This window comes from Pseudocitrobacter vendiensis (assembly GCF_943590815.1).
In the GTDB taxonomy this organism is placed as follows: Bacteria; Pseudomonadota; Gammaproteobacteria; order Enterobacterales; family Enterobacteriaceae; genus Pseudocitrobacter; species Pseudocitrobacter vendiensis.
This window is the reverse complement of the sequence record NZ_CALSBS010000009.1, coordinates 156,111-176,367: the sequence shown is the minus strand read 5'-3', so window position 1 is coordinate 176,367 and position 20,257 is coordinate 156,111. Positions and strand designations below refer to the sequence as shown.

21 protein-coding genes and 1 pseudogene are annotated in these 20,257 nt (G+C 52.3%); 11 read left to right on the top strand and 11 right to left on the bottom strand.

Annotated features, from left to right (window positions below):
• The 6 genes from NMC31_RS12290 to mnmH all read left to right on the top strand — a co-directional run.
• On the top strand, positions 1 to 1,028 hold a 1,028-nt coding region (locus NMC31_RS12290; protein WP_253898087.1), incomplete at its 5' end, for a hypothetical protein.
• Between the two features lie 80 nt (positions 1,029 to 1,108).
• Complete coding sequence (locus NMC31_RS12285) at positions 1,109 to 2,107, top strand: WD40/YVTN/BNR-like repeat-containing protein (RefSeq protein WP_253898086.1); 999 nt, start codon at positions 1,109 to 1,111, stop codon at positions 2,105 to 2,107.
• A gap of 15 nt (positions 2,108 to 2,122) precedes the next feature.
• Positions 2,123 to 2,911 carry a DUF4019 domain-containing protein gene (locus tag NMC31_RS12280; protein WP_253898085.1) on the top strand — a complete coding sequence of 263 codons (789 nt, stop codon included), beginning with the start codon at positions 2,123 to 2,125 and terminating at the stop codon, positions 2,909 to 2,911.
• 159 nt (positions 2,912 to 3,070) lie between these two features.
• On the top strand, positions 3,071 to 3,580 hold the full coding sequence (gene purE, locus NMC31_RS12275; protein ID WP_015965487.1) for a 5-(carboxyamino)imidazole ribonucleotide mutase: 510 nt from the start codon (positions 3,071 to 3,073) through the stop codon (positions 3,578 to 3,580).
• The gene (purK, locus tag NMC31_RS12270; protein WP_253898084.1) at positions 3,577 to 4,644 is read left to right on the top strand and encodes a 5-(carboxyamino)imidazole ribonucleotide synthase; all 1,068 of its coding nucleotides are present in this window, start codon (positions 3,577 to 3,579) and stop codon (positions 4,642 to 4,644) included. Before purE ends, purK begins: the two co-directional genes overlap by 4 nt.
• A gap of 101 nt (positions 4,645 to 4,745) precedes the next feature.
• A complete protein-coding gene (gene mnmH / locus NMC31_RS12265) occupies positions 4,746 to 5,831 on the top strand; it encodes a tRNA 2-selenouridine(34) synthase MnmH (protein WP_253898083.1) in 1,086 nt (361 codons plus the stop codon).
• 80 nt (positions 5,832 to 5,911) lie between these two features.
• Here the strand turns inward: mnmH and NMC31_RS12260 are convergent, their stop codons facing one another.
• The 6 genes from NMC31_RS12260 to ybbA all read right to left on the bottom strand — a co-directional run bounded on the left by NMC31_RS12260 (position 5,912) and on the right by ybbA (position 13,249).
• Positions 5,912 to 6,571: a methionine ABC transporter permease gene (locus tag NMC31_RS12260; RefSeq protein ID WP_015965490.1), complete on the bottom strand. Its 660-nt coding sequence runs from the start codon at positions 6,569 to 6,571 to the stop codon at positions 5,912 to 5,914.
• Positions 6,564 to 7,580, bottom strand: a complete 1,017-nt coding sequence (sfbB, locus tag NMC31_RS12255; protein ID WP_253898082.1) for a virulence-associated ABC transporter ATP-binding protein SfbB — start codon at positions 7,578 to 7,580, stop codon at positions 6,564 to 6,566. The genes NMC31_RS12260 and sfbB overlap by 8 nt, the downstream gene beginning before the upstream one ends.
• A 60-nt stretch (positions 7,581 to 7,640) precedes the next feature.
• Positions 7,641 to 8,471, bottom strand: a complete 831-nt coding sequence (locus tag NMC31_RS12250; RefSeq protein WP_253898081.1) for a MetQ/NlpA family ABC transporter substrate-binding protein — start codon at positions 8,469 to 8,471, stop codon at positions 7,641 to 7,643.
• A 246-nt stretch (positions 8,472 to 8,717) separates the two neighbouring features.
• The gene (locus tag NMC31_RS12245; protein WP_253898080.1) at positions 8,718 to 9,857 is read right to left on the bottom strand and encodes a porin; all 1,140 of its coding nucleotides are present in this window, start codon (positions 9,855 to 9,857) and stop codon (positions 8,718 to 8,720) included.
• A gap of 294 nt (positions 9,858 to 10,151) precedes the next feature.
• Complete coding sequence (gene ybbP / locus NMC31_RS12240; RefSeq protein WP_253898079.1) at positions 10,152 to 12,566, bottom strand: putative ABC transporter permease subunit YbbP; 2,415 nt, start codon at positions 12,564 to 12,566, stop codon at positions 10,152 to 10,154.
• A complete protein-coding gene (gene ybbA / locus NMC31_RS12235; protein WP_149462078.1) occupies positions 12,563 to 13,249 on the bottom strand; it encodes a putative ABC transporter ATP-binding protein YbbA in 687 nt (228 codons plus the stop codon). Before ybbA ends, ybbP begins: the two co-directional genes overlap by 4 nt.
• Between ybbA and tesA the strand changes: the two genes are divergently transcribed.
• From tesA to NMC31_RS12220, 3 genes are read left to right on the top strand one after another with little or no spacing between them, the layout of a single operon-like run.
• A complete protein-coding gene (tesA, locus tag NMC31_RS12230) occupies positions 13,217 to 13,843 on the top strand; it encodes a multifunctional acyl-CoA thioesterase I/protease I/lysophospholipase L1 (RefSeq protein ID WP_144052258.1) in 627 nt (208 codons plus the stop codon). The two genes, ybbA and tesA, sit on opposite strands and share 33 nt — an antisense overlap.
• 28 nt (positions 13,844 to 13,871) lie before the next feature.
• Entirely contained in the window at positions 13,872 to 14,642 is a 771-nt protein-coding gene (locus NMC31_RS12225) for an SDR family oxidoreductase (protein ID WP_253898078.1), read from the top strand.
• 58 nt (positions 14,643 to 14,700) lie between these two features.
• Positions 14,701 to 15,555, top strand: a complete 855-nt coding sequence (locus tag NMC31_RS12220) for a co-chaperone YbbN (protein WP_253898077.1) — start codon at positions 14,701 to 14,703, stop codon at positions 15,553 to 15,555.
• 90 nt (positions 15,556 to 15,645) lie between these two features.
• On the opposite strand, the gene fetB is transcribed toward NMC31_RS12220, so the two are convergent.
• From fetB to NMC31_RS12205, 3 genes and pseudogenes are all read right to left on the bottom strand, one after another.
• On the bottom strand, positions 15,646 to 16,425 hold the full coding sequence (gene fetB, locus NMC31_RS12215; RefSeq protein WP_253898076.1) for an iron efflux ABC transporter permease subunit FetB: 780 nt from the start codon (positions 16,423 to 16,425) through the stop codon (positions 15,646 to 15,648).
• Entirely contained in the window at positions 16,418 to 17,089 is a 672-nt protein-coding gene (gene fetA, locus NMC31_RS12210) for an iron efflux ABC transporter ATP-binding subunit FetA (RefSeq protein ID WP_253898075.1), read from the bottom strand. Before fetA ends, fetB begins: the two co-directional genes overlap by 8 nt.
• Positions 17,090 to 17,242: 153 nt before the next feature.
• A pseudogene (locus NMC31_RS12205) lies at positions 17,243 to 17,359 on the bottom strand (hypothetical protein); the annotation flags it as partial.
• 274 nt (positions 17,360 to 17,633) lie between these two features.
• Here NMC31_RS12205 and NMC31_RS12200 point away from each other — a divergent pair.
• Positions 17,634 to 18,548, top strand: coding sequence for an SPFH domain-containing protein (locus tag NMC31_RS12200; protein WP_253898074.1), 915 nt, complete (start codon positions 17,634 to 17,636; stop codon positions 18,546 to 18,548).
• Positions 18,548 to 19,015 (top strand): NfeD family protein, encoded by a 468-nt coding sequence (locus NMC31_RS12195; RefSeq protein WP_149462084.1) that lies wholly within the window; start codon positions 18,548 to 18,550, stop codon positions 19,013 to 19,015. Before NMC31_RS12200 ends, NMC31_RS12195 begins: the two co-directional genes overlap by 1 nt.
• Here the strand turns inward: NMC31_RS12195 and cueR are convergent.
• Together cueR and NMC31_RS12185 are read right to left on the bottom strand one after the other, a co-directional pair.
• Positions 19,012 to 19,422, bottom strand: coding sequence for a Cu(I)-responsive transcriptional regulator (gene cueR, locus NMC31_RS12190; protein ID WP_015965507.1), 411 nt, complete (start codon positions 19,420 to 19,422; stop codon positions 19,012 to 19,014). The two genes, NMC31_RS12195 and cueR, sit on opposite strands and share 4 nt — an antisense overlap.
• A 174-nt stretch (positions 19,423 to 19,596) precedes the next feature.
• Positions 19,597 to 20,148, bottom strand: a complete 552-nt coding sequence (locus NMC31_RS12185; protein WP_253898073.1) for a serine acetyltransferase — start codon at positions 20,146 to 20,148, stop codon at positions 19,597 to 19,599.
• Positions 20,149 to 20,257 lie beyond the last annotated feature (109 nt).

Sequence of the window (20,257 nt, the reverse complement as noted above, 5' to 3'; positions counted from 1 at the left end):
GTTTTTTTAAAGGTTATGAGATTTATGATGTCACTTACGGCTATGAGCATGGAAAAATAGGTCTTCTGCTCACTGAAGTTGTTGACGAGGATCACGAACAGTATGATGATCCCTGGTACACTCCCGAAAAAAAACTCCTTTCTATTATCATTGATAACCCTCCAGAATCTCGCATTTTTTCCATTCCATTAGGCCATTATTCATCACTAACACTCTCTTCCGGATGGCTGCCATCCCAACCAGAATTAGTTATAGCCGCAAGCAAAGGTAAAATTGCAAGCTACAAGATCGATGAATACGAAGGGCCGGAGAATAGATTAGATAATTTAATTAAAGGCACGAATGATAAAAGAGCAGTCATCACCAGATTAGTGAGGGTAGGAACTAGCGTTTATGCTATCTGTTCAGGTCTAAGAATTTATAAAAGAATTAAATATCAACAGTGGCAAGAAGTTACCTATAACTTACCGGTGCCAAGCGGATTTATCGAAGGTTCTGCTGATGGTATCACGAATAGCATATTCTATGATCTGGCAGGGTTCTCTGAATCAGACATGTATGCCGTCGGTGGAATGGGTATTGTTTATCATTATAATGGGCTATCATGGCTAAAAATTCCGTTTAATACAGATAAACGCTTCCATACGGTCTGCTGTGCAGATGATGGTTTTGTTTATATTTCCGACAATGATGGCTCTATTTGGAAAGGTCGTGAAAATGAATGGGCGAAAATTATTATTCAGGGAACACTTACCTGGCCGTTTAAAAATATGGTTTGGTTTGATAATCGACTCTGGTGCGGTAATCATCAGGATATCAAAGTACTTGAGGATGGAAAGCTAATATACGCAACTCAAGCTAAACATAAGCCACTTCCTGATGAGCTTGACAGATTAGGAAATCATAACAATGGTAAAAACATTGAAATTTCGCCTGATGGGAAAATTATGATAATTTCTGGTTCTCAAAAGATTGCTCTTTATGACGGTAATGAATGGAAGGTATTATTAAATTTATGGAAATTTTAAGATATTTATCATTATGGCCGAGAAGTATTCGTTGATTTTTAGTGGAACGAGCGATGAACTCTGGTGTTTGAGAGGTATGCATGATAACCAATAATACTTACGACAAATATTTTTCAGATAATATAATAACGGACTGTGCGATTGGGAAGAATGGCTTAGTAGCCTTCACGTTACACGTTGACGATCGAGACTGGGATGAAGATGAAATAGAAGAAGAAGGCTCCATCCAATATGCGTGCCGCTTTTACCCGGGAAAAGACGAAGATTCACAAATCAAAAGAAGCAAATTCACAAACTGGTTTCGTCTCTATTGCGCATCCAGCAATTTAGCAAATGAACATTTTGTTTATGTCGACGAAACAGGAAGTGTTTATTGTGTAGGTGCGGAGAAAGGCGCGCGCGAAAAAAACATCGCAGAATGCTTGTTACCGAGTCACCTTCTGTCTCAGCAGGGGCTCAACGCCCCTGTGACATTCTCTGTGTATAAAGCGAAAACGCTTTTTAATACGGTTTGGGTTTGCGGACCCAGAGGAAATGTTGCTAAGCGTATCGGAGAAAATCAGTGGGAATATAAGGGGCGGTCCTTCCCTGAGAATTCAGATATCGATGAATTGACTCAACAGGATTTTGTCGATATTGACGGATTTTCAGAAAATGATATGTATGCCATTGGTCGATATCACACCGTCTGGCACTATAACGGCGCAGCTTGGGAGATGTTCGACATTCCTGATGTCGAACTCGAATTCTTGACCATCTGTTGTGCGGATAATGGCTGGGTTTACATTGGTGCGGAAATGGGGGTGATAGTAAAGGGAAAAGGTAACACATGGCGTCCGGTTACGGTACTAAGTCCAGGGTGTCGTTTCAATGATATGCTCTGGTTTAACGATCGCGTGTGGGTTACCTCCTCTGCGGGGCTTTTTTATATCAACGATGATGGCGTTGAACAATCAGGACTTCCTGAAGAAGCTATTCAACGCGGAGAGTTTTCAGCCACGGACAGGCATAAATTATTACTCGCCGGCATTAATGGCGCAATTGTTTTTGATGGTGTTAATTGGGACATTTTATTTTAACTATAGGGATTTGGCATGAATAACAAAAAACCAATCTACTTACTATTCATTATCAGCTTTTTGCTTACACTTACGGCTTGCCAGCCATCAGAATCATCTGATGAAAAAGCAGCAATAACACAATTCCATACACAACTGGCTGCCGCCCAATACCATGATATCTACATTAACTCCTCTTCATATTTTAAAGATGCAACATCAGAAAAAGATTTAACGGCATTCCTGGAACAAGCTAAATCCCACTTAGGCAGTTATAAAAATGGAAGTGGAGAGTTTTATAAAAAAAGCACAACTGTGAAAGTGCATGGTCCAACGATTACTCGCCTGAATTACCATTCTTCATTCGCCAAATATGCGTCAGTAGAGGAAGTATTCAGTTTTGAAGAAACAGATGATGGTATAAAATTAGCAGGATACCGCTATGAGGCACCCTACGAAAAACCATTGGAATTAGCAGAAGAAAAAGCTGTAATAGCACAGTTCAGAACACAGTTAGCTGCTTCGCAGTATCATGAAATATATACTACCACTTCGTCTGCATTTAAAGATAAGATATCAGAAGAAGATTTAACGAAAATGCTAGAAAAAACCAAATCTGACTTAGGCACTTACAATAGCGGAAGCGCAAAACTTTATAAAAGAAGTATATTACTTACTACTAAATCAGGTAAACCATCACTGGACTCACTAAAGTACCACTCTTCATTTAGTCGATATCCTTCAGTTGAAGAAGAGTTCACTTTTGAAGAAACCGAGGATGCTGTAAAACTCGCAGGCTATAGCTATACGGCCTCGCCCCAATGACACGCTGAATTATCTAACCAGCCGGGTATTGAGCTTATGCCCGGCTTAAAGTGTGTGTGTTGAGCCACTCAACGCAATCGTTTTCCTCCCCTCTTTTCCATGCTATTCTCTGTGGCCTACAACGTCGTGTGCAGCACACCCACAGGAGTTTTAAGACGTATGTCTTCCCGCAATAATCCGGCACGTATCGCTATCGTGATGGGGTCCAAAAGCGACTGGGCTACCATGCAGTTTGCTACCGAAGTTCTTGATATCCTGAATGTTCCTCATCATGTCGAAGTGGTTTCCGCCCACCGCACGCCCGATAAACTGTTCAGCTTCGCCGAAAGCGCCGAAGAGAACGGCTATCAGGTGATCATCGCGGGTGCAGGCGGCGCGGCGCATCTGCCGGGCATGATTGCCGCAAAAACATTAGTACCGGTGCTGGGTGTGCCAGTACAAAGCGCTGCCCTGAGCGGCGTCGATAGTCTCTATTCCATCGTGCAAATGCCGCGCGGTATTCCGGTCGGAACACTGGCGATTGGTAAAGCAGGTGCCGCGAACGCCGCCCTGCTGGCCGCGCAGATTCTTGCCCAGCACGATGCCGAATTGCATCAACGCCTGGCGGAATGGCGTCGCGCGCAAACCGATGAAGTCCTGGAAAACCCGGATCCGCGGGGTGACGCATGAAGCAGGTTTGCGTACTGGGCAACGGCCAACTGGGGCGCATGCTGCGTCAGGCTGGCGAGCCGCTGGGCATCGCCGTGTGGCCCGTTGGTCTGGAAGCCTCACCGGAAGCGGTGCCCTTTCAGCAAAGCGTCATCACCGCTGAAATTGAACGCTGGCCGGAAACCGCGTTAACCCGCGAGCTGGCGCTGCATCCGGCATTCGTTAATCGCGACGTATTCCCGATTATTGCCGATCGTCTGACGCAAAAGCAGCTGTTCGACAAACTCAGCCTGCCTACCGCGCCGTGGCAACTGCTGGCAGAGCAAAGTCAGTGGCCTGACGTTTTCGAACGTCTGGGCGAGCTGGCAATCGTGAAGCGTCGCACCGGCGGTTACGATGGTCGCGGTCAGTGGCGTTTGCGCGCAGATGAAACCGCACAATTGCCGCAAGAGTGTTACGGCGAATGTATTGTTGAGCAGGGGATTAATTTCTCCGGTGAAGTCTCACTGGTTGGCGCGCGTGCCCACGATGGCAGCACCGTGTTCTATCCGCTGACCCACAACCTGCATCAGGATGGCATTCTGCGCATGAGCGTGGCGTTCCCCCAGGCGAACGCACAGCAGCAAAACCAGGCCGAAAGCATGCTGTCAGCAATTATGCACGAGCTGAACTACGTAGGCGTGATGGCGATGGAGTGCTTCATTACCCCTGCCGGACTGCTGATTAACGAGCTGGCTCCGCGCGTGCATAACAGCGGTCACTGGACGCAAAACGGGGCGTCTATCAGCCAGTTTGAACTGCATCTGCGCGCCATTACCGATTTGCCGCTGCCGCCGCCGGTGGTCAACAGCCCATCAGTAATGGTTAACCTGATTGGCAGCGACCTGAACTACGACTGGCTGAAACTGCCGCTGGTGCATCTGCACTGGTACGATAAAGAGGTTCGCCCAGGCCGTAAAGTGGGTCACCTCAATCTGAACGACAGCGATACCGGGCGTTTAAGCGCCACGCTTGAAGCCCTTACACCACTCCTGCCGCCGGAATACGCCAGCGGAATTAGCTGGGCGCAGTCAAAACTGGCTTAAGCCTAACGTGCCGGGGAACGATCCTCCCCTTCCCCGGCTCTCGTCACAAGCGTAGAATCCCGTCCGAGTTTCCCTCCCGATTTTTACAGAAGGATTTGCCCATGAATAATGGGACGGATTACCGGGCCATTTTGACCGCCGGTACCCCCATCATTGACGTTCGCGCCCCCGTTGAGTTTCAGCAAGGCTCGCTGCCTGCGGCAATCAACCTGCCGTTGATGAACGATGACGAGCGTGCTGCTGTTGGTACCTGTTACAAACGCCAGGGACCCGACGCGGCTTTAGCGCTGGGTCATCAGTTAGTGTCAGGCGAGACACGCCAGCAGCGCATCGACGCCTGGCGAGAAGCCTGTGCCCGTTTTCCGCACGGTTACCTTTGCTGCGCGCGTGGCGGCCAGCGATCGCACATCGTGCAGGCGTGGCTAAAAGAGAGCGGCATCGATTATCCGCTGATTGTTGGTGGCTACAAGATGCTACGCCAGACAGCGATTCAGGTAACCGAAGCGCTGGTTCAGCATCCCATTATTTTGATTGGCGGCTGTACAGGAAACGGTAAAACTCCGCTGGTACGCAATCAGCCTTTTGGTATCGATCTGGAAGGCCTCGCGCATCATCGCGGTTCTTCATTTGGCCGCACGCTGGACGCTCAGCATCAGCAAGCCACCTTTGAAAACCATCTGGCCAGCGCGCTGCTTCAGCGCAGTCACGGGCAGGAAAACGTGCGCTGGGTGCTGGAAGATGAGGGCCATATGATTGGTGCAAATCATCTGCCGGAGTGCATGCGCGAACGCATGGCGCAATCGCCCATTGCGGTGGTGGACGATCCGTTTGAGCTGCGCCTGGAGCGTCTGCGCGAAGAGTATTTTACGCATATGCATCAGGCGTTTCTTGAGGCTTTTGGCGAAGAGAAAGGCTGGGCGGAGTACAGCGAATATCTGCATCACGGCCTGTTCGCCATTCGTCGTCGACTTGGTCTGCAACGCTTCGCCGAGCTGACGCAAAAGCTCGACCAGGCGCTTGTCGAGCAACAGCAAAGCGGTTCAACCGAACCGCATTTTGCCTGGCTGGTTCCGCTGCTTAATGAATACTACGACCCGATGTACCGCTATCAACTGGAGAAAAAGGCCAGCAAGATAGTCTTTCGCGGCACATCGGAGGCGGTGGAGGATTGGTTGTTGGGGCATTAGTGGGTGTCGGGTGGCGCTGCGCTTACCCGACCGACAAGCGATGCGAAATGTAGGCCGGATAAGCGCAGCGCCATCCGGCATCAACGCCGCTCGCGTTTATCCGCCCGCTTCGCCAGCCAGTCGCCCAACATCTGCACCACCTGCACCAGCACAATCAGCGCGATAACGGTCACGACCATCACCTGGGTTTCGTAACGGTAATAGCCGTAGCGAATCGCCAGGTCGCCCACCCCGCCGCCGCCGACAATCCCGGCCATTGCCGAGTAACCGATTAAACTGACCAGCGTAATGGTCAGGCCGCGCAGCAGCCCGGCGCTGGCTTCCGGCAACAGCACGGTACAAATAATCCGCATCGGGCTTGCGCCAAACGCTTCAGCGGCTTCGATAATACCTTTATCCACTTCGCGCAAGGCGCTATCGACCAGTCGCGCGTAGAACGCAATCGCCGCAACGGAGAGCGGTACCGATGCCGCAATTGGCCCGATGGTGTTGCCGAGCAGAAACTGGGTGAGCGGCAACAGCAGGACCAGCAGGATCACAAACGGTACCGAGCGAATAATGTTCACCAGCACTGACGACACCAGGTACACAAAGCGGTTTTGCCAGAAGAGATGGCGGTCGGTGACAAAAATCAGAAAACCGAGCGGCAGGCCGCCGACAATCGCCAGCACTGTCGAAATGCTCAGCATCTGGAAGGTTTCATTAAAGGCCAGCGTTAAGTCCGGCAGTAAATCATCCACGGATCACCTCCACCTGTGCCGTATTTTCCCGAATATAGGCCACCGCTGCATCAACGGACGTTGGGTTATGCGGGGCGGTCAGTTGCACCACCAGAATCCCCAGCGCCCGCTCGGCGATATACTCAATTTTGCCGTGCAGAATGTTTACCGCCACGCCAAATTTCACCGCCACTTCGGACAGCACCGGCTGCTCGGCGGAATCGCCAATGAACAGAATCTTCAGCAACTGGCCCGGTAAATGTTCGCGCAGGCGCTCGGGCAGCGTCAGGTTCAGAGTATGCGACACCAGTTGCCGGGTGAACGCATGCTGTGGATGGGCGAAGACATCAAACACCTCGCCGGATTCCACCACTTCGCCGCCGGACATCACCGCCACACGATCGCAAATGGTTTTGATCACGTTCATTTCATGGGTGATCAGCACGATCGTGATCCCGAGCTTTGCGTTGATCTCTTTCAGCAGTGCCAGAATCGTGGCAGATGTTTCCAGATCTAACGCCGAAGTCGGTTCATCACACAACAATACGTCAGGATGATTGGCGATGGCGCGGGCAATCCCCACGCGCTGTTTCTGCCCGCCGCTGAGCTGCACCGGGTAGCGGTTCGCTTTATCGGCAAGCCCTACCAGCGCCAAAATCTCTGTCACGCGCGGCGCAATTTTATCTCGATCCCAGCCAGCCGCTTTCAGGCTGAAGGCGACGTTTTGGGCCACCGTGCGAGTGTGCATCAGATTAAAATGCTGGAAGATCATACCCATACGCTGGCGTGCTTTGCGAAGATTTGCGCCTTCAAGCGCGGAGATCTCCACGCCGTTAACCTTAACGCGGCCTTCGCTCGGGCGCGTTAAGGCGTTGAGCGTGCGAAGCAGCGTACTTTTCCCCGCCCCGCTGGTGCCAACAATACCGAAGATTTCGCCCGCGCCAATATGCAGGTTGACGTTATTCACCGCCCGCGTGGACGGCCCGTGGCCGGTGGTAAAATCCACACAGACCTTTTCTATCTCAATCATACTTACCTCAGAAATGCGAAAAGGGCAGACACGTCTGCCCTGTCAGGTTGCGTCCTGCGATTACTTCGCGTCAGACATCCATTCTGGTTTCTGGAAGGCGCTGTAAATGTTTTTCGGGTCGTCGATGACTGCACGATAAGCCGGTGATTTCACCGCCTCGACAATATCTTTGGCGAACGGTTTATCCGCATCTTCACTGCGCACCGCAATGATATTTTTCAGGTTCTCATCCAGATGCTCCTGCTTGAGCGCGCTGGTGAGATCGAGGCCCGCCGCCACAGCAAAGTTACCGTTTACCAGCGCACCGGTAACGCCATCGAGCGTACGCGGCAACTGCGCAGCTTCCAGCGGTTTGAACACCAACCCTTTCGGGTTGCTGGCGATATCGCGCTCAGATGCTTTAGTTGGGTCGATATTCGGTTTGATGGTGATAAGGTCGAGCGACTGCAGGAAACGCAGGCCGCGCGCCAGGTTGGTCGGGTCATTCGAGAGCGTGATGATATCGCCCTTCTTCAGCTCATCCAGGCTCTTCACCTTACGGGAATAGAAGCCCATCCCGGCAGTGGGAACGACAATCAGCTTCGTCAGCTTGAGACCTTTATCTGCGGTGAATTTATCGAAATAGAGCGAGTGCTGAAACAGGTTGGCATCGATGCTACCGTTAGACAGTGCCATATTTGGCTGCACGTAGTCGCTAAATTCGCGTACCACGACTTTATACCCTTTCTCTTTCAGTGACGGCGCAATCGCCTGCTTTACCATGTCGCCATACGGCCCCGGCGCAACGCCGAAAACAATGGTGTGCGGGTCACTGTTGGCGTGGGCAAACTGTAATCCACAGGCCAGCAGCAGGGCTCCGGTCGCGACGCGTAAACTCTGACGCAATCCCATAACTTCTCCATTTTAAACGTTGTGATGTCATGCATATCGCCGTGCAATGCGGCGCTGTTGTTATGTCCACAAAAGGGGCAATCCATAACATGACACAGTTCACAACCTGCTGTCCTTGAAATTATTTCATGATATTTCGAAGTATGTCTTTGAGGGGCGTTGAGAGGGGATATGCGTTTAATAACAATGCTTAGTTGTAAATAGCAAAAAGCCGGGCAGTGCCCGGCTTGAGATATTCGAAACGACTTAGAAGTCGTAACGCAGACGAACCAGGTTCATATCACCCAGGTTGTCGGTGCTGGAGGTAAACACGTGTTCGTAGTCAACACGGAAACCGTAATCCAGCTGGAAGCTGATACCGACACCGTTGTCGGTACGCAGGTAGTTACGACCATTCACGTATTCAATACGGTCACCCATGAAGTACGGCTGGATGGATTTAACGGCGTATTGACCAATCGGGAAGGTGTAACCCGCGAAGTATTCCAGACCCCACGCGTCGCCCGCGAAGTAATCTTTCGCGTCGATTTTCTTGGTGGTCATGAAGTTCTGGTACCAGCCGCCGCCCAGGGCGAAGGTCCAGTTGTCTGGTTTCCAGCTAAATGCGGTACCCACGATGTTCTGATCGTAAGTTTTGCTGCCCTGATCTTCACCGCGCATTTCCGCACGGGTGTAGTTCCAGGATGTACCCCAGGTCAGGTCTTTAGTGATGTGGTAATCCACCCCCAGAGAACCGCCGCCACGACGTTTGTATTTCAGGCCGTTGTTCGGGTTAAGATCATCGCTGAACAGGTAAGACGCATAGAGATCAACGTCGCCTACAGTTTTCTTATATTTCAGAGATTTACGGGTACGATAAGAACCATCATAGTCACCGTTGATACCGTTACCCGGAGCCTGACCGATCATGTCGTAGTCCCAGATATCGGTTTTCGCGCCAACCACATCATAGTAGATGCTGTTCTGTTGACCGAAGGTCAGCGTACCCCAGGTATCGCTTTTCAGACCGGTGTAGAGCATACGACGGGTGGTGTCGTTTGCGCCATCGGCGTAGTGGTTATCCCAGTTGAACATCGCCGGGAAGTTAACGCCCAGTTCGTAGTAGCTTATCCAGCTAATATCATCGAACAGGTAGTAATCTGCTGCGAAACGGAAACGGGTGCCGCCGTCGAAGCCATTACGTTTGTAGCCGTTCGCGCCATCATCCCCGGTCATGTTCTGGAACTGAGGACGGATACTCCCGCCAACGGTGAAGTTAAGACGGCTCAGCGGATCGCCAGCCTGCGGGTCAGCTTTTAAAACGGTGATTTCCGCTTGAGAAGCGAAAGTCGTCAGTGCCACTGCTGCGCCGATCGATAATGCCAGCGCTTTTATTTTTATGGACATGGTTGTTCCTTGGATAGGTTAACTGCCATTTATTTAGCCAGTGAATACTATCGTGTCTAAATGAACTTATCTTTACCGTTTTTTAATGATTTGTGCGGTTAAACTGACGCTTCTATACAGTTTGTGCCTTTATTGAACAATTCCATGGAACTTATAGGGGTAAGGGGGAAAAGTGGGATTTAGCGCGCGGATTTTTTGCTGGATGGACGTTAAGCGACGGCAGTTGCCCGGTGGCGCTAACGCTCACCGAGCCCCCGCGTAGGCCGGATAAGCGTCAGCGCATCCGGCAATCTCTTAACTACTGAACTGGCGGAACAACGCTTTGCCTTTTAACAGGCGAATCCCCAGCCAGCCGCCACATAGTGAAAGCAGCACTGCGCCACAAAGCGGTAGCGCCAGCCACAAGCGCCAGTCGGGCTCCCACGGGAAATCAAACACCCGCGTTTGCAGCATCGCCAGCGCCGTTTCAGCGCCAATGGCCGCCACCAGCCCGGAGACCAACCCCAGCAGGGCGAACTCCGCCCACAGCGTGGTACGCAACAGTGGCTTGCTGGCCCCGAGGGTGCGATAAACCACCAGTTCCTGATGCCGCTGGCGCATGCCGACCTGCACCTGTGCCAGCAACAACAGCACACCGCAGGCGGTCACCAGCACCACCATCACTTCGAGCGCCCGACTTACTTGCTCCAGCACCTGCCCGACCTGTTTCAGTATCGCGCCAATATCCAGCAGGCTGATCGTTGGGAACTCGCGGTTCAACTGCGTTAAAAGCGTCGTATCGCGATCCCAGCGGAAACTGGTGAGCCAGCTTTGCGGCTGCCCCTCCAGGGCCTCGTTCGGGAAAATAAAGAAGAAGTTAGGCCGCAGGCTCTCCCAGTCGACTTTACGCAAACTGGTGACCGTAGCGCTGAAATCCTGAGTATCGCCAGTGAAGGTTACTTTATCGCCCAGTTTGATATTCAGACGCTTCGACAGCCCCTCTTCAATCGATACTTCCCCCGCTTTCGGCGGCCAGGTTCCGGCGACAATAGGGTTATGGTCCGGTTGTTTCTCCTGCCAGGTGAGGTTCAGTTCACGATTGAGCGATTCATCTTTATTTCCTTCTGTGGTCTGGCCGTTTATCTGCGTCAGACGCGCGCGAACAATGGGATAAAATGCTTCAGGGATCACCTGATGCTCCGCAAGGAACGTTTTCACGGGCTGCACCTGCTCCGGCGCGATGTTAATCAGAAAGTAGTTAGGGCTTTCCGGCGGTAACTGCTGCTGCCAGCGGTCAAGCAGGTCGCCGCGAAGTACCAGTAAAAGCGCCAGTAACATAAAGGAGAGCGAAAATGCCGCAAGCTGACTCAGCGTCGACCACGGCTGGCGCAGCAGACGATTGACCGCCAGACGCAGCGGCAATGCCTTAAGCGTTATGCGCCTGAGCACGTTAAGCAGCATCCAGCCCAGCACGCCACACAGCAACGCCAGCACCACCGCCCCGACCAGCACAGACCACAGTAGTGGGCTACCGCCCATCAACCAGGCAAGCAGGCCGATAACCACCAGGCAAATCACCGGAATATAAAACGTCAGCGGCCAGACGCTGGCGACCACGTCGCGCCGCAGTACGCGCAGCGGCTGCGTGGCCAATAACAGACGATAGGGCCGCAGACCGACCAGCAACGAAATCACCACCATCGTGCCGATAGCCCACAACCACGGCCAGGGGCTGGCGGAAGGCAGTGCTGCCGGTAAAACCGGTTTGAGCAGAATCAACAAGATATGTTCGAACAGCAGCCCCATCGCGCCGCCGGTGATGACCGCCAGCGTGAGTAGCAAAAGCCACTGACCAATGATTAGCTTGCGTAGCTGCGCCCGCCCGGCGCCAAGGGTTTTGAGGATTGCCACCAGGTCATAACGGCTGCGGCAGTAGTGCCCCATCGCCACCGCGACGGCCGCCACCGCCAGTAGCAACGTCAACAGCGCAGAGAGCAACAGGAACTGCTGGGAACGTTCGAGCGATTTGCCCAACGCACCTTCGTCCTGCTCCAGGCCATACCAACGATGCTCAGGCTTCAGTTGTGGAAGCAGCCATTTTTCATAGCTCGCCAACTGTTCTGGCGTACCGCCAAATTTGTAGCGCCAGCTCACACGGCTGCCAGGCTGCACTGCCCCGGTTTTTTCGACATCAGCCATGTTCATCATCAGGCGCGGTGCCATCTGGAAAGGGTTAAAGCCGGCATCCGGCTCCTGGACTATTTCCCCGGCGATGCGCAGCGTGGCATCACCGACGTCAATTTGATCGCCGATCTTCAGGTTTAACAACGCCAGCAAACGCGGTGCCAGCAGTACAGTACCTGGCTGCGGCTTCATACCTTCCGGTTTGGTTTGCAGGGTGCCGTACATCGGATAAACACTGTCTACAGCTTTGACGTCAGCGAGCTGCGGCGTATTTCCCGCCCAGGTCATGGTTGAGAAACTGACCTGCTCGCCAACCTTCAGGCCCTCTTCCCGCGCCTTGTCCAGCCAGGCGGCGGGCACTTCACGCGAACTACGCAGCGCGCGATCGCCTGCCATATATTCGCGGCTTTGCTGGCTTAAACCTTTTTCCATGCGGTCGCTGATGCTGCCGAGCGCCAGCACACAGGCCACGGCCAGGCTTAACGCCAGCCAGACAATCAGTAGCGACGGCGAGCGCCACTCCCGCCAGAACCAGCGTGCAATCATGCTTCCTCCCGCAATTCACCGTCCACCAGGCGCAAACGCCGATCGCAGCGCGCCGCCAGTTGCGGATCGTGGGTCACCAGAATGAGCGTCGTACCATGTTCACGATTGAGAGAGAAAAGCAGGTCGGCAATTTTATCGCCCGTCTGCCTGTCGAGGTTTCCGGTGGGTTCATCGGCGAAGAGGAGATCCGGGCGACCATTAAACGCGCGCGCCAGCGCCACGCGCTGCTGTTCACCGCCCGAAAGCTGTGCCGGGAGATGATGCAGACGCTTGCCAAGGCCAAGCTGTTCGAGCAACGCTTTCGCGCCGCCCCGGCTCTGACTGTCGCTTTCGCCACGCAGCAGCGCCGGAAGTTCAACGTTTTCCAATGCGTTGAGTGTCGGGATCAACATAAAAGACTGAAAAACAAAACCCACATGCTGCGCGCGTAAACGTGCCCGCGCTTCTTCATCCAGCGACGACAGCGATTGCCCTAGCAGTTTCACGTCGCCATCGCTGCCGTCATCCAGCCCGGCCAGAATCGCCAGCAGCGTTGATTTCCCTGACCCCGACTCACCAATCAGGGCAATGGTCTGCGCCGGTTTGACAATCAGGTTAACTCCGGTAAGGATGGAAAGCTCATGCTCTCCCTGACCGACGGATTTCTTAAGATGATGAACTTCAAGCACGTTTTCCGCTGGCATTTGCCCGTCCTGTTTTTGATTCTGTTAAGCTTCCGCGCCGTCGCCGCAGACACATTGTTGATTCTCGGCGATAGCCTGAGCGCGGGATATCGTATGGCCGCCAATACGGCCTGGCCTGCCCTGCTCAACAGCAAGTGGCAGCCGAAAACAGAGGTGATTAACGCCAGCATCAGCGGCGACACCTCGGCACAGGGGCTGGCGCGCCTGCCTGCACTGCTGAAACAGCATAAGCCGCGCTGGGTGCTGGTTGAGCTGGGCGGCAATGATGGCCTGCGCGGCTTCCAACCTCAGCAAACCGAGCAAACGCTGCGCACCATTTTGCAGCAAATTAAAGCAGCCAACGCCGAGCCGTTGTTAATGCAAATTCGTCTGCCCGCAAACTACGGACGCCGTTATAATGAGGCCTTTAGCGCGATTTATCCGCAGCTTGCCCAGGAATTCACTATCCCACTGCTGCCCTTCTTTATGGAAGAGGTTTATCTCAAACCGCAGTGGATGCAGGATGATGGTATTCACCCCAATCGTGACGCCCAACCGTTTATCGCCGACTGGATGGCGACACGCCTGGCACCACTAGTTAATCACGACTCCTGAATTTAAAGGGGCGTTCTCAGGTAAAGTTATGCAAAAAACGGTTTTAATTACAGGATGTTCAAGCGGTATTGGTCTGGAAAGCGCGCTTGAGCTAAAACGCCAGGGATTTCGCGTGCTGGCGGCCTGCCGCAACCCTGCCGATGTTGCGCGGATGAACGGGATGGGGCTTGTTGGTATTGAACTGGACCTTGATGACCCCAAAAGCGTAGACCGTGCCGCCGATGAGGTTATCGCCCTGACCGGCAATCGCCTGTTCGGCCTGTTCAACAACGCTGGCTTTGGCGTTTACGGCCCGCTCAGCACCCTTACCCGGGCACAGCTGGAGCAGCAATTTTCCGCCAACTTTTTCGGCGCGCATCAACTGACTCAGCGTCTTCTTCCGGCAATGATCCCGCATGGCGAAGGCCGTATCGTGATGACGTCATCGGTTATGGGGCTTATCGCTACGCCCGGTCGCGGCGCCTATGCGGCCAGCAAATATGCGCTCGAAGCGTGGTCCGACGCGCTGCGCATGGAACTGCACACCACGGGCATAAAAGTGAGCCTGATTGAGCCGGGCCCGATTCGTACACGCTTCACCGACAACGTGAATCAAATCGAGCAGGACAAACCGGTTGAGAACCCCGGCATTGCCGCGCGGTTTACCCTGGGCCCGGACGCGGTCGTGGAAAAAGTGCGTCACGCCTTTATCAGCGACAAACCCAAACTGCGTTACCCGGTGACGCTGGTTACCCACGCCGTTGGCTGGCTGAAGCGCCTGCTCCCGGCCTGCGCAATGGACAAAATTTTACGCGGCTAAGTTGAAGCCGGGCTTCGCGCCCCCATGTAATAGTCAAATCGACAAAAGAGAGTGGCTCATGTCCGTACAGAATATCGTCAATATTACCGAAGCTAACCTGCACCAGACGCTGGAACAATCCGTCACGACGCCGATTCTGTTCTACTTCTGGTCTGAACGTAGCCAACACTGCCACGAGCTGACGCCGGTTCTGGAAAACCTGGCCGCGCAGTACAACGGTCAGTTTATTCTGGCAAAAGTAGACTGCGACGCTGAGCAGATGGTGGCCTCGCAGTTCGGCCTGCGCGCTATCCCAACGGTTTACCTGTTCCAGAATGGTCAACCGGTGGACGGTTTCCAGGGCCCGCAGCCGGAAGAAGCCATTCGTGCCCTGCTCGATAAAGTGCTGCCGCGTGAAGAAGAGCTGAAAGCCCAGCAGGCAATGGAACTGATTCAGGAAGGTAACTATGCTGACGCGCTGCCGCTGCTGAAAGATGCGTGGTCCATGTCGAATCAGGATAGCCAGATTGGCCTGCTGCTGGCAGAAACGCAGATCGCGCTGAACCGTTCTGAAGACGCGGAAGCCGTACTGAAAACCGTGCCATTACAGGATCAGGACACCCGCTATCAGGGTCTGCTGGCGAAAATTGAACTGCTAAAACAGGCCGCCGATACGCCGGAAATTCAGCAGTTACAACAGCAAGTTGCGCAGAACCCGGAAGATGCCGCACTGGCATCACAGCTGGCGTTACAGTTGCATCAGGTAGGTCGTAACGAAGAAGCGCTGGAGCTGTTGTTCAGCCATCTGCAAAAAGACCTCGGTGCGGCTGACGGACAGGCGCGTAAAATGCTGCAGGAGATCCTGGCCGCGTTAGGAACCGGTGATGCGCTGGCGTCAAAGTATCGTCGTAAGTTGTATTCGCTGCTGTACTGATTGATTGCCGGATGGCGGCTGCGCCTTATCCGGACTACAGACATGTGAACGTGTAGGCCGGATAAGGCGCAGCCGCCATCCGGCTTTTTTTCACATCTTCTTCAACTGCGACACCACCAGTTGATGGCGTGAATTGTAGAATTTCCGGTACGTGAGATAGCAGGCAATAATCGTCGACAGACTGGCAGTGGAAAGCAGCATAAACGTCACCATTATCTGGTACTTAATCGCTTTTACCGGGTCAATCCCCGCAAAGATCAGACCTGACATCATCCCCGGTAAACTCACCAGTCCGACGGTTTTCGCCGAATCCACCGTAGGGATGAGCGACGCACGAATGCTTTCGCGAATGAGCCGCGCAGAGGCCATTTTAGGCGTCGCGCCCAGGCTGAGTTTCTCCTGAATCTGCTGCTGTTCCGCGCTAAAGCGCTGCCCAAGATTGTTGTAACACAATCCCACCGCCACCATCGCATTGCCGGCAATCATCCCGGAAATAGGGATCACCTGCATCGGCGTAAACTCAATCGAGCCTGAAAAGACCAGTACGACCAGCGTTAATCCGGCCCCGGTGGTGATGGCAATAAACGATGAGACAAACGCTTTACTAATGTATTTACTGCGCTTTTGCGCGTTGTAAGCTGCGTTAAAGCAGATAAACAGCACCATCAGCAGCGTCAGAATCGCGTGGTTAACATTGAATATATATTTCAGCACATAGCCGACAATAATAAGCTGAACAATCGCCCGGCAAATGCTCCAGATAATATCTTTTTCCAGCGCCAGCTTTTCCCGATAGCTCACCACTATGGCCACCAGCACTAATACCATTGACAGCGCCAGTGACTCATTGGTTATGGCATGCTCATTCATGGGCGGCCTCCTGCATATCCTGTCCCGAGAGCGGTAATGTAATGACATCATCCGCATGTTCTATTTCATCTTTATCGTGGGTGACCCACAGCACGGCGATATTTTTCTCCCGAACATAGCGATGAATAATATCGTTCACGTTATGCTTATTTTCTTCGTCAAGCGCGCTGGTAATTTCATCCAGTAATAAAACGTCCGGCAAAAATTGTAGGTTGCGGATCAGGGAAATACGCTGTTTTTCGCCGCCAGAAAGATCGTTGATTGATTTCGACAATGTTTCTTCCGGTAAGCCAAACCGCGTCAGAAACCCCAGAAAGGTGTCCGGCTCTGTGCGTTTATCACGAATCTGCCAGGGGAAAATCAGGTTGTCATAGACCGTTTCGCCAAACAAGGCAGGCGTTTGCGCGCAATAGGAAACCTGCTGGCGGTACTGCTCAGGCGACAGAGTGGTGTAATCCTGGCCTTTAAACTGTATCGTCCCTTCACTCGGGCTCAATAGCGAGGCGATGATTTTTAATAATGTACTTTTACCGCAGCCCGAAGGGCCGGTTATCAGCTTAAACTCACCCGGCGCAATACTGAAATTGATATCCTTTAGCACCTGCCGCTCACCGATGCGATAACCCACACCAGTTAATTGCAGAATCGCGTTGCTTTCCATCATGATTATTTGAAACTCCTGTTCCGGACTGATGGACATAGTGTAACGATATTTCCGCATAAAGAGTTAATCGAAAATTATCTAATTCTCATAAGGCCTTAAAAACGGGGCTCATCGACCATATCGCCTCCCCCTTTTTAATACTCTGCGTAACGCTTATTCTCTACCGTCAGGAAAGTTCTCTTTTAAGTATTCCAGAACATATTTATTAACCCTATGTTCTGTGAGCTGATAGCCTTTCCAGTACTCCGGTTGCTCAAGATAGACTTCTGGCGTGCTGGCTCGTTGTTCAGCACCTGCCTCACGAATGGTGGAATGTCAGGCCCAGGAATTTCCCGCAATATCGGCTATTTTGCGGAGGGGAACAGACACGTTGCGCAAAAAAAAAATTATTTATAGATGATATGGCGTGACATTCTGAATGAGCAGCAAAAATTGCAGTAGTATCGAAATCTGGCAGGCGAATTTCGTTACAGTAAGCGATATACTTAACGTCATCAAAGGCATCATACCGCTTATATAAAAGGACGGTATAACAGGAGGTTTCATGCTGATATTTATCCCTATCTTGATTTTTGTCGTACTGGTGGTGGTTGCCGCTGGCGTCAAAATCGTTCCCCAGGGTTATCAATGGACGGTCGAACGTTTTGGTCGCTACACCAATACGCTTCAGCCTGGACTTAGCCTTGTCGTGCCCTTCATGGACAGGATTGGCCGTAAGATCAACATGATGGAGCAGGTTTTAGATATTCCATCTCAGGAAGTTATCTCCAAAGATAACGCCAACGTTACCATCGACGCCGTCTGTTTTATTCAGGTCATTGATGCGCCAAAGGCTGCCTATGAGGTGAGTAACCTGGAACTGGCGATCATTAACCTGACGATGACCAATATTCGTACCGTGCTGGGTTCTATGGAGCTTGATGAAATGCTCTCCCAGCGCGACAGCATCAACACCCGTCTGCTGCATATCGTTGATGAAGCCACCAATCCATGGGGCATTAAAGTCACCCGTATTGAAATTCGCGATGTCCGCCCGCCCGCAGAACTGATTGCGTCGATGAACGCCCAGATGAAAGCCGAACGTACAAAACGCGCCTATATCCTCGAAGCCGAAGGTATTCGCCAGGCCGAGATTGTCAAAGCTGAAGGGGAAAAGCAGTCGAAGATCCTCAAGGCGGAAGGTGAACGTCAGTCGGCCTTCCTTGAGGCGGAAGCCCGTGAACGTTCCGCAGAAGCAGAAGCGCGCGCAACCAAAATGGTGTCAGAAGCTATTGCCGCCGGTGATATTCAGGCGGTGAACTACTTCGTTGCACAAAAATATACCGAAGCGCTGCAACAGATCGGGACATCCAGTAACAGCAAAGTGGTCATGATGCCGCTGGAAGCCAGCAGCCTGATGGGCTCTATTGCAGGCGTGGCTGAACTTATCAAAGACAGCGCCAACGAACGGAAAAAATAATGGTCGAGATGATTCTGGCTCATCCACATATTTTCTGGTTAAGCCTGGGCGGCCTGTTGCTGGCCGCCGAGATGCTGGGCGGCAACGGTTATCTGCTGTGGAGCGGCGTTGCCGGGGTGATCACCGGCCTGCTGACCTGGGTTCTGCCCGTCAGTTGGGAGTGGCAGGCGGTCATATTCTGTATCCTGACGCTGCTGGCAGCGTGGCTGTGGTCAAAATGGCTGGCGCGCCAGGTCAAGGAGCAGAAACCCGCAGACAGTCAGCTTAATCAACGTGGGCAACAACTTGTGGGGCAGCGTTTTACCCTCGATAACCCCCTGGTTAACGGGCGTGGGCAAGTACGGGTTGGCGATAGCGCCTGGCCGGTTATTGCTGATGACGATTTTCCTGCGGGGTCAAAAGTTGAAGTTATCGCAGTAGAGGGCATTACGCTGCGCGTTCGTCTCTCTGAACAGGCAAAACGTTAAGCCTGCTTTTTATGCTGGCAACAGCCCGAAAGGTGATCGATTATCGGGCAATCCACGCCATCATCACCGGGGCATGACGCCGCCAGCGCCAGAAGCTGATCGCGCATTGCTTGCAAGTCGCTGATATGTTTTTCAATTTCAGCGACTTTTTGCAGGGTATGCGCTTTCACATCCGCGCTGTGCCGTTTCGGGTCATTGAAAAGCGTTACCAACTCGCCGCACTCTTCCAGATTAAATCCTACCTGCCGGGCCTGACGTAACAGCGTAAATTCATCAATATGTTTTTGCGTGTAACTACGGTAACCGTTCTCGCTACGCAGCGGCGGCGTCACCAATCCCTTCTCTTCATAAAAGCGAATCGCTTTACTGGTTAAGCCGGTTTTTTTGGCAACATCACTGATGTTCATGCTCTTCTCCGTATAGAGGGTGACCGATCGCCCTAGTATAACCTGGATAGATTGCTTAATTGATCGACGATTAATTAATGCCATCAATAGCACAAAATTCACATGTCCTCTGAAGGGGACCCAAAATGGATTGATGCTTTGAAATGCCTCTGTCGTAGAGTCGGTACGGGAGAGTTAACGAGAGACGGTTTTAGGTGTCATTACTGGTGTTATCTTGTTCTTATACACTGTATCAGCTGGAATATCAGTCAGTACCAGTGAGTGCGCCCCGATTGTCACGTTATCGCCAATCGTGACTTTCCCGCCAAGAATGGTTGCATTACACCCAATATCCACATGATTACCAATGATAATCATTGCGTCAGCGCTATCGGTACGCAGGCCGATCGTAATACCTTGCTTGATGTCAGCGTACTCGCCAATGACACAGTTATCCGTGATGACAATGCCATTCAAATGAGCAATATTCAGGCCCTTACCGATTTTGCACGATAAAGAAATATCAACCGGGTGATGCTGCTTCAGGCGATGCTCAATTCGACGGGCTATGCGTTTTTTAAATCGACTCTCCTGCCCATACAACCAGGACGCAATTCGCCACCAGAACAGGAAGTACTTCTTATGATTACGCCGGGTGCGGAACAGAGCCTTGCGCCATGAGAAAGCCTTATCGCGACCAATCACCTCAAGGCGAATGCATTCTTTAAGTTCAGAGTATGAGTTCACGTTTCGTCGTTCTGATATAAAAAAAAGAATTCTAAATTAATACCCTGCAGAGACAACTTTTTTATCACAAACAGAATGCTTGACCTTCCCCTTGCGGGAAGGTTTAACC

Excerpts from the sequence above, each read along its gene's own strand:
- NMC31_RS12195 (WP_149462084.1), top strand. The coding sequence starts at position 18,548 with ATGGTCGAGATGATTCTGGCTCATCCACATATTTTCTGGTTAAGCCTG.
- ybbA (WP_149462078.1), bottom strand. The coding sequence starts at position 13,249 with ATGCCAGCGGAAAACGTGCTTGAAGTTCATCATCTTAAGAAATCCGTC.
- NMC31_RS12225 (WP_253898078.1), top strand. The coding sequence starts at position 13,872 with ATGCAAAAAACGGTTTTAATTACAGGATGTTCAAGCGGTATTGGTCTG.
- sfbB (WP_253898082.1), bottom strand. The coding sequence starts at position 7,580 with ATGATTGAGATAGAAAAGGTCTGTGTGGATTTTACCACCGGCCACGGG.
- NMC31_RS12245 (WP_253898080.1), bottom strand. The coding sequence starts at position 9,857 with ATGTCCATAAAAATAAAAGCGCTGGCATTATCGATCGGCGCAGCAGTG.
- fetA (WP_253898075.1), bottom strand. The coding sequence starts at position 17,089 with ATGATGGAAAGCAACGCGATTCTGCAATTAACTGGTGTGGGTTATCGC.
- purK (WP_253898084.1), top strand. The coding sequence starts at position 3,577 with ATGAAGCAGGTTTGCGTACTGGGCAACGGCCAACTGGGGCGCATGCTG.
- NMC31_RS12280 (WP_253898085.1), top strand. The coding sequence starts at position 2,123 with ATGAATAACAAAAAACCAATCTACTTACTATTCATTATCAGCTTTTTG.
- mnmH (WP_253898083.1), top strand. The coding sequence starts at position 4,746 with ATGAATAATGGGACGGATTACCGGGCCATTTTGACCGCCGGTACCCCC.
- cueR (WP_015965507.1), bottom strand. The coding sequence starts at position 19,422 with ATGAACATCAGTGATGTTGCCAAAAAAACCGGCTTAACCAGTAAAGCG.
- NMC31_RS12285 (WP_253898086.1), top strand. The coding sequence starts at position 1,109 with ATGATAACCAATAATACTTACGACAAATATTTTTCAGATAATATAATA.
- NMC31_RS12200 (WP_253898074.1), top strand. The coding sequence starts at position 17,634 with ATGCTGATATTTATCCCTATCTTGATTTTTGTCGTACTGGTGGTGGTT.
- ybbP (WP_253898079.1), bottom strand. The coding sequence starts at position 12,566 with ATGATTGCACGCTGGTTCTGGCGGGAGTGGCGCTCGCCGTCGCTACTG.
- purE (WP_015965487.1), top strand. The coding sequence starts at position 3,071 with ATGTCTTCCCGCAATAATCCGGCACGTATCGCTATCGTGATGGGGTCC.
- fetB (WP_253898076.1), bottom strand. The coding sequence starts at position 16,425 with ATGAATGAGCATGCCATAACCAATGAGTCACTGGCGCTGTCAATGGTA.
- tesA (WP_144052258.1), top strand. The coding sequence starts at position 13,217 with ATGATGAACTTCAAGCACGTTTTCCGCTGGCATTTGCCCGTCCTGTTT.
- NMC31_RS12250 (WP_253898081.1), bottom strand. The coding sequence starts at position 8,471 with ATGGGATTGCGTCAGAGTTTACGCGTCGCGACCGGAGCCCTGCTGCTG.
- NMC31_RS12220 (WP_253898077.1), top strand. The coding sequence starts at position 14,701 with ATGTCCGTACAGAATATCGTCAATATTACCGAAGCTAACCTGCACCAG.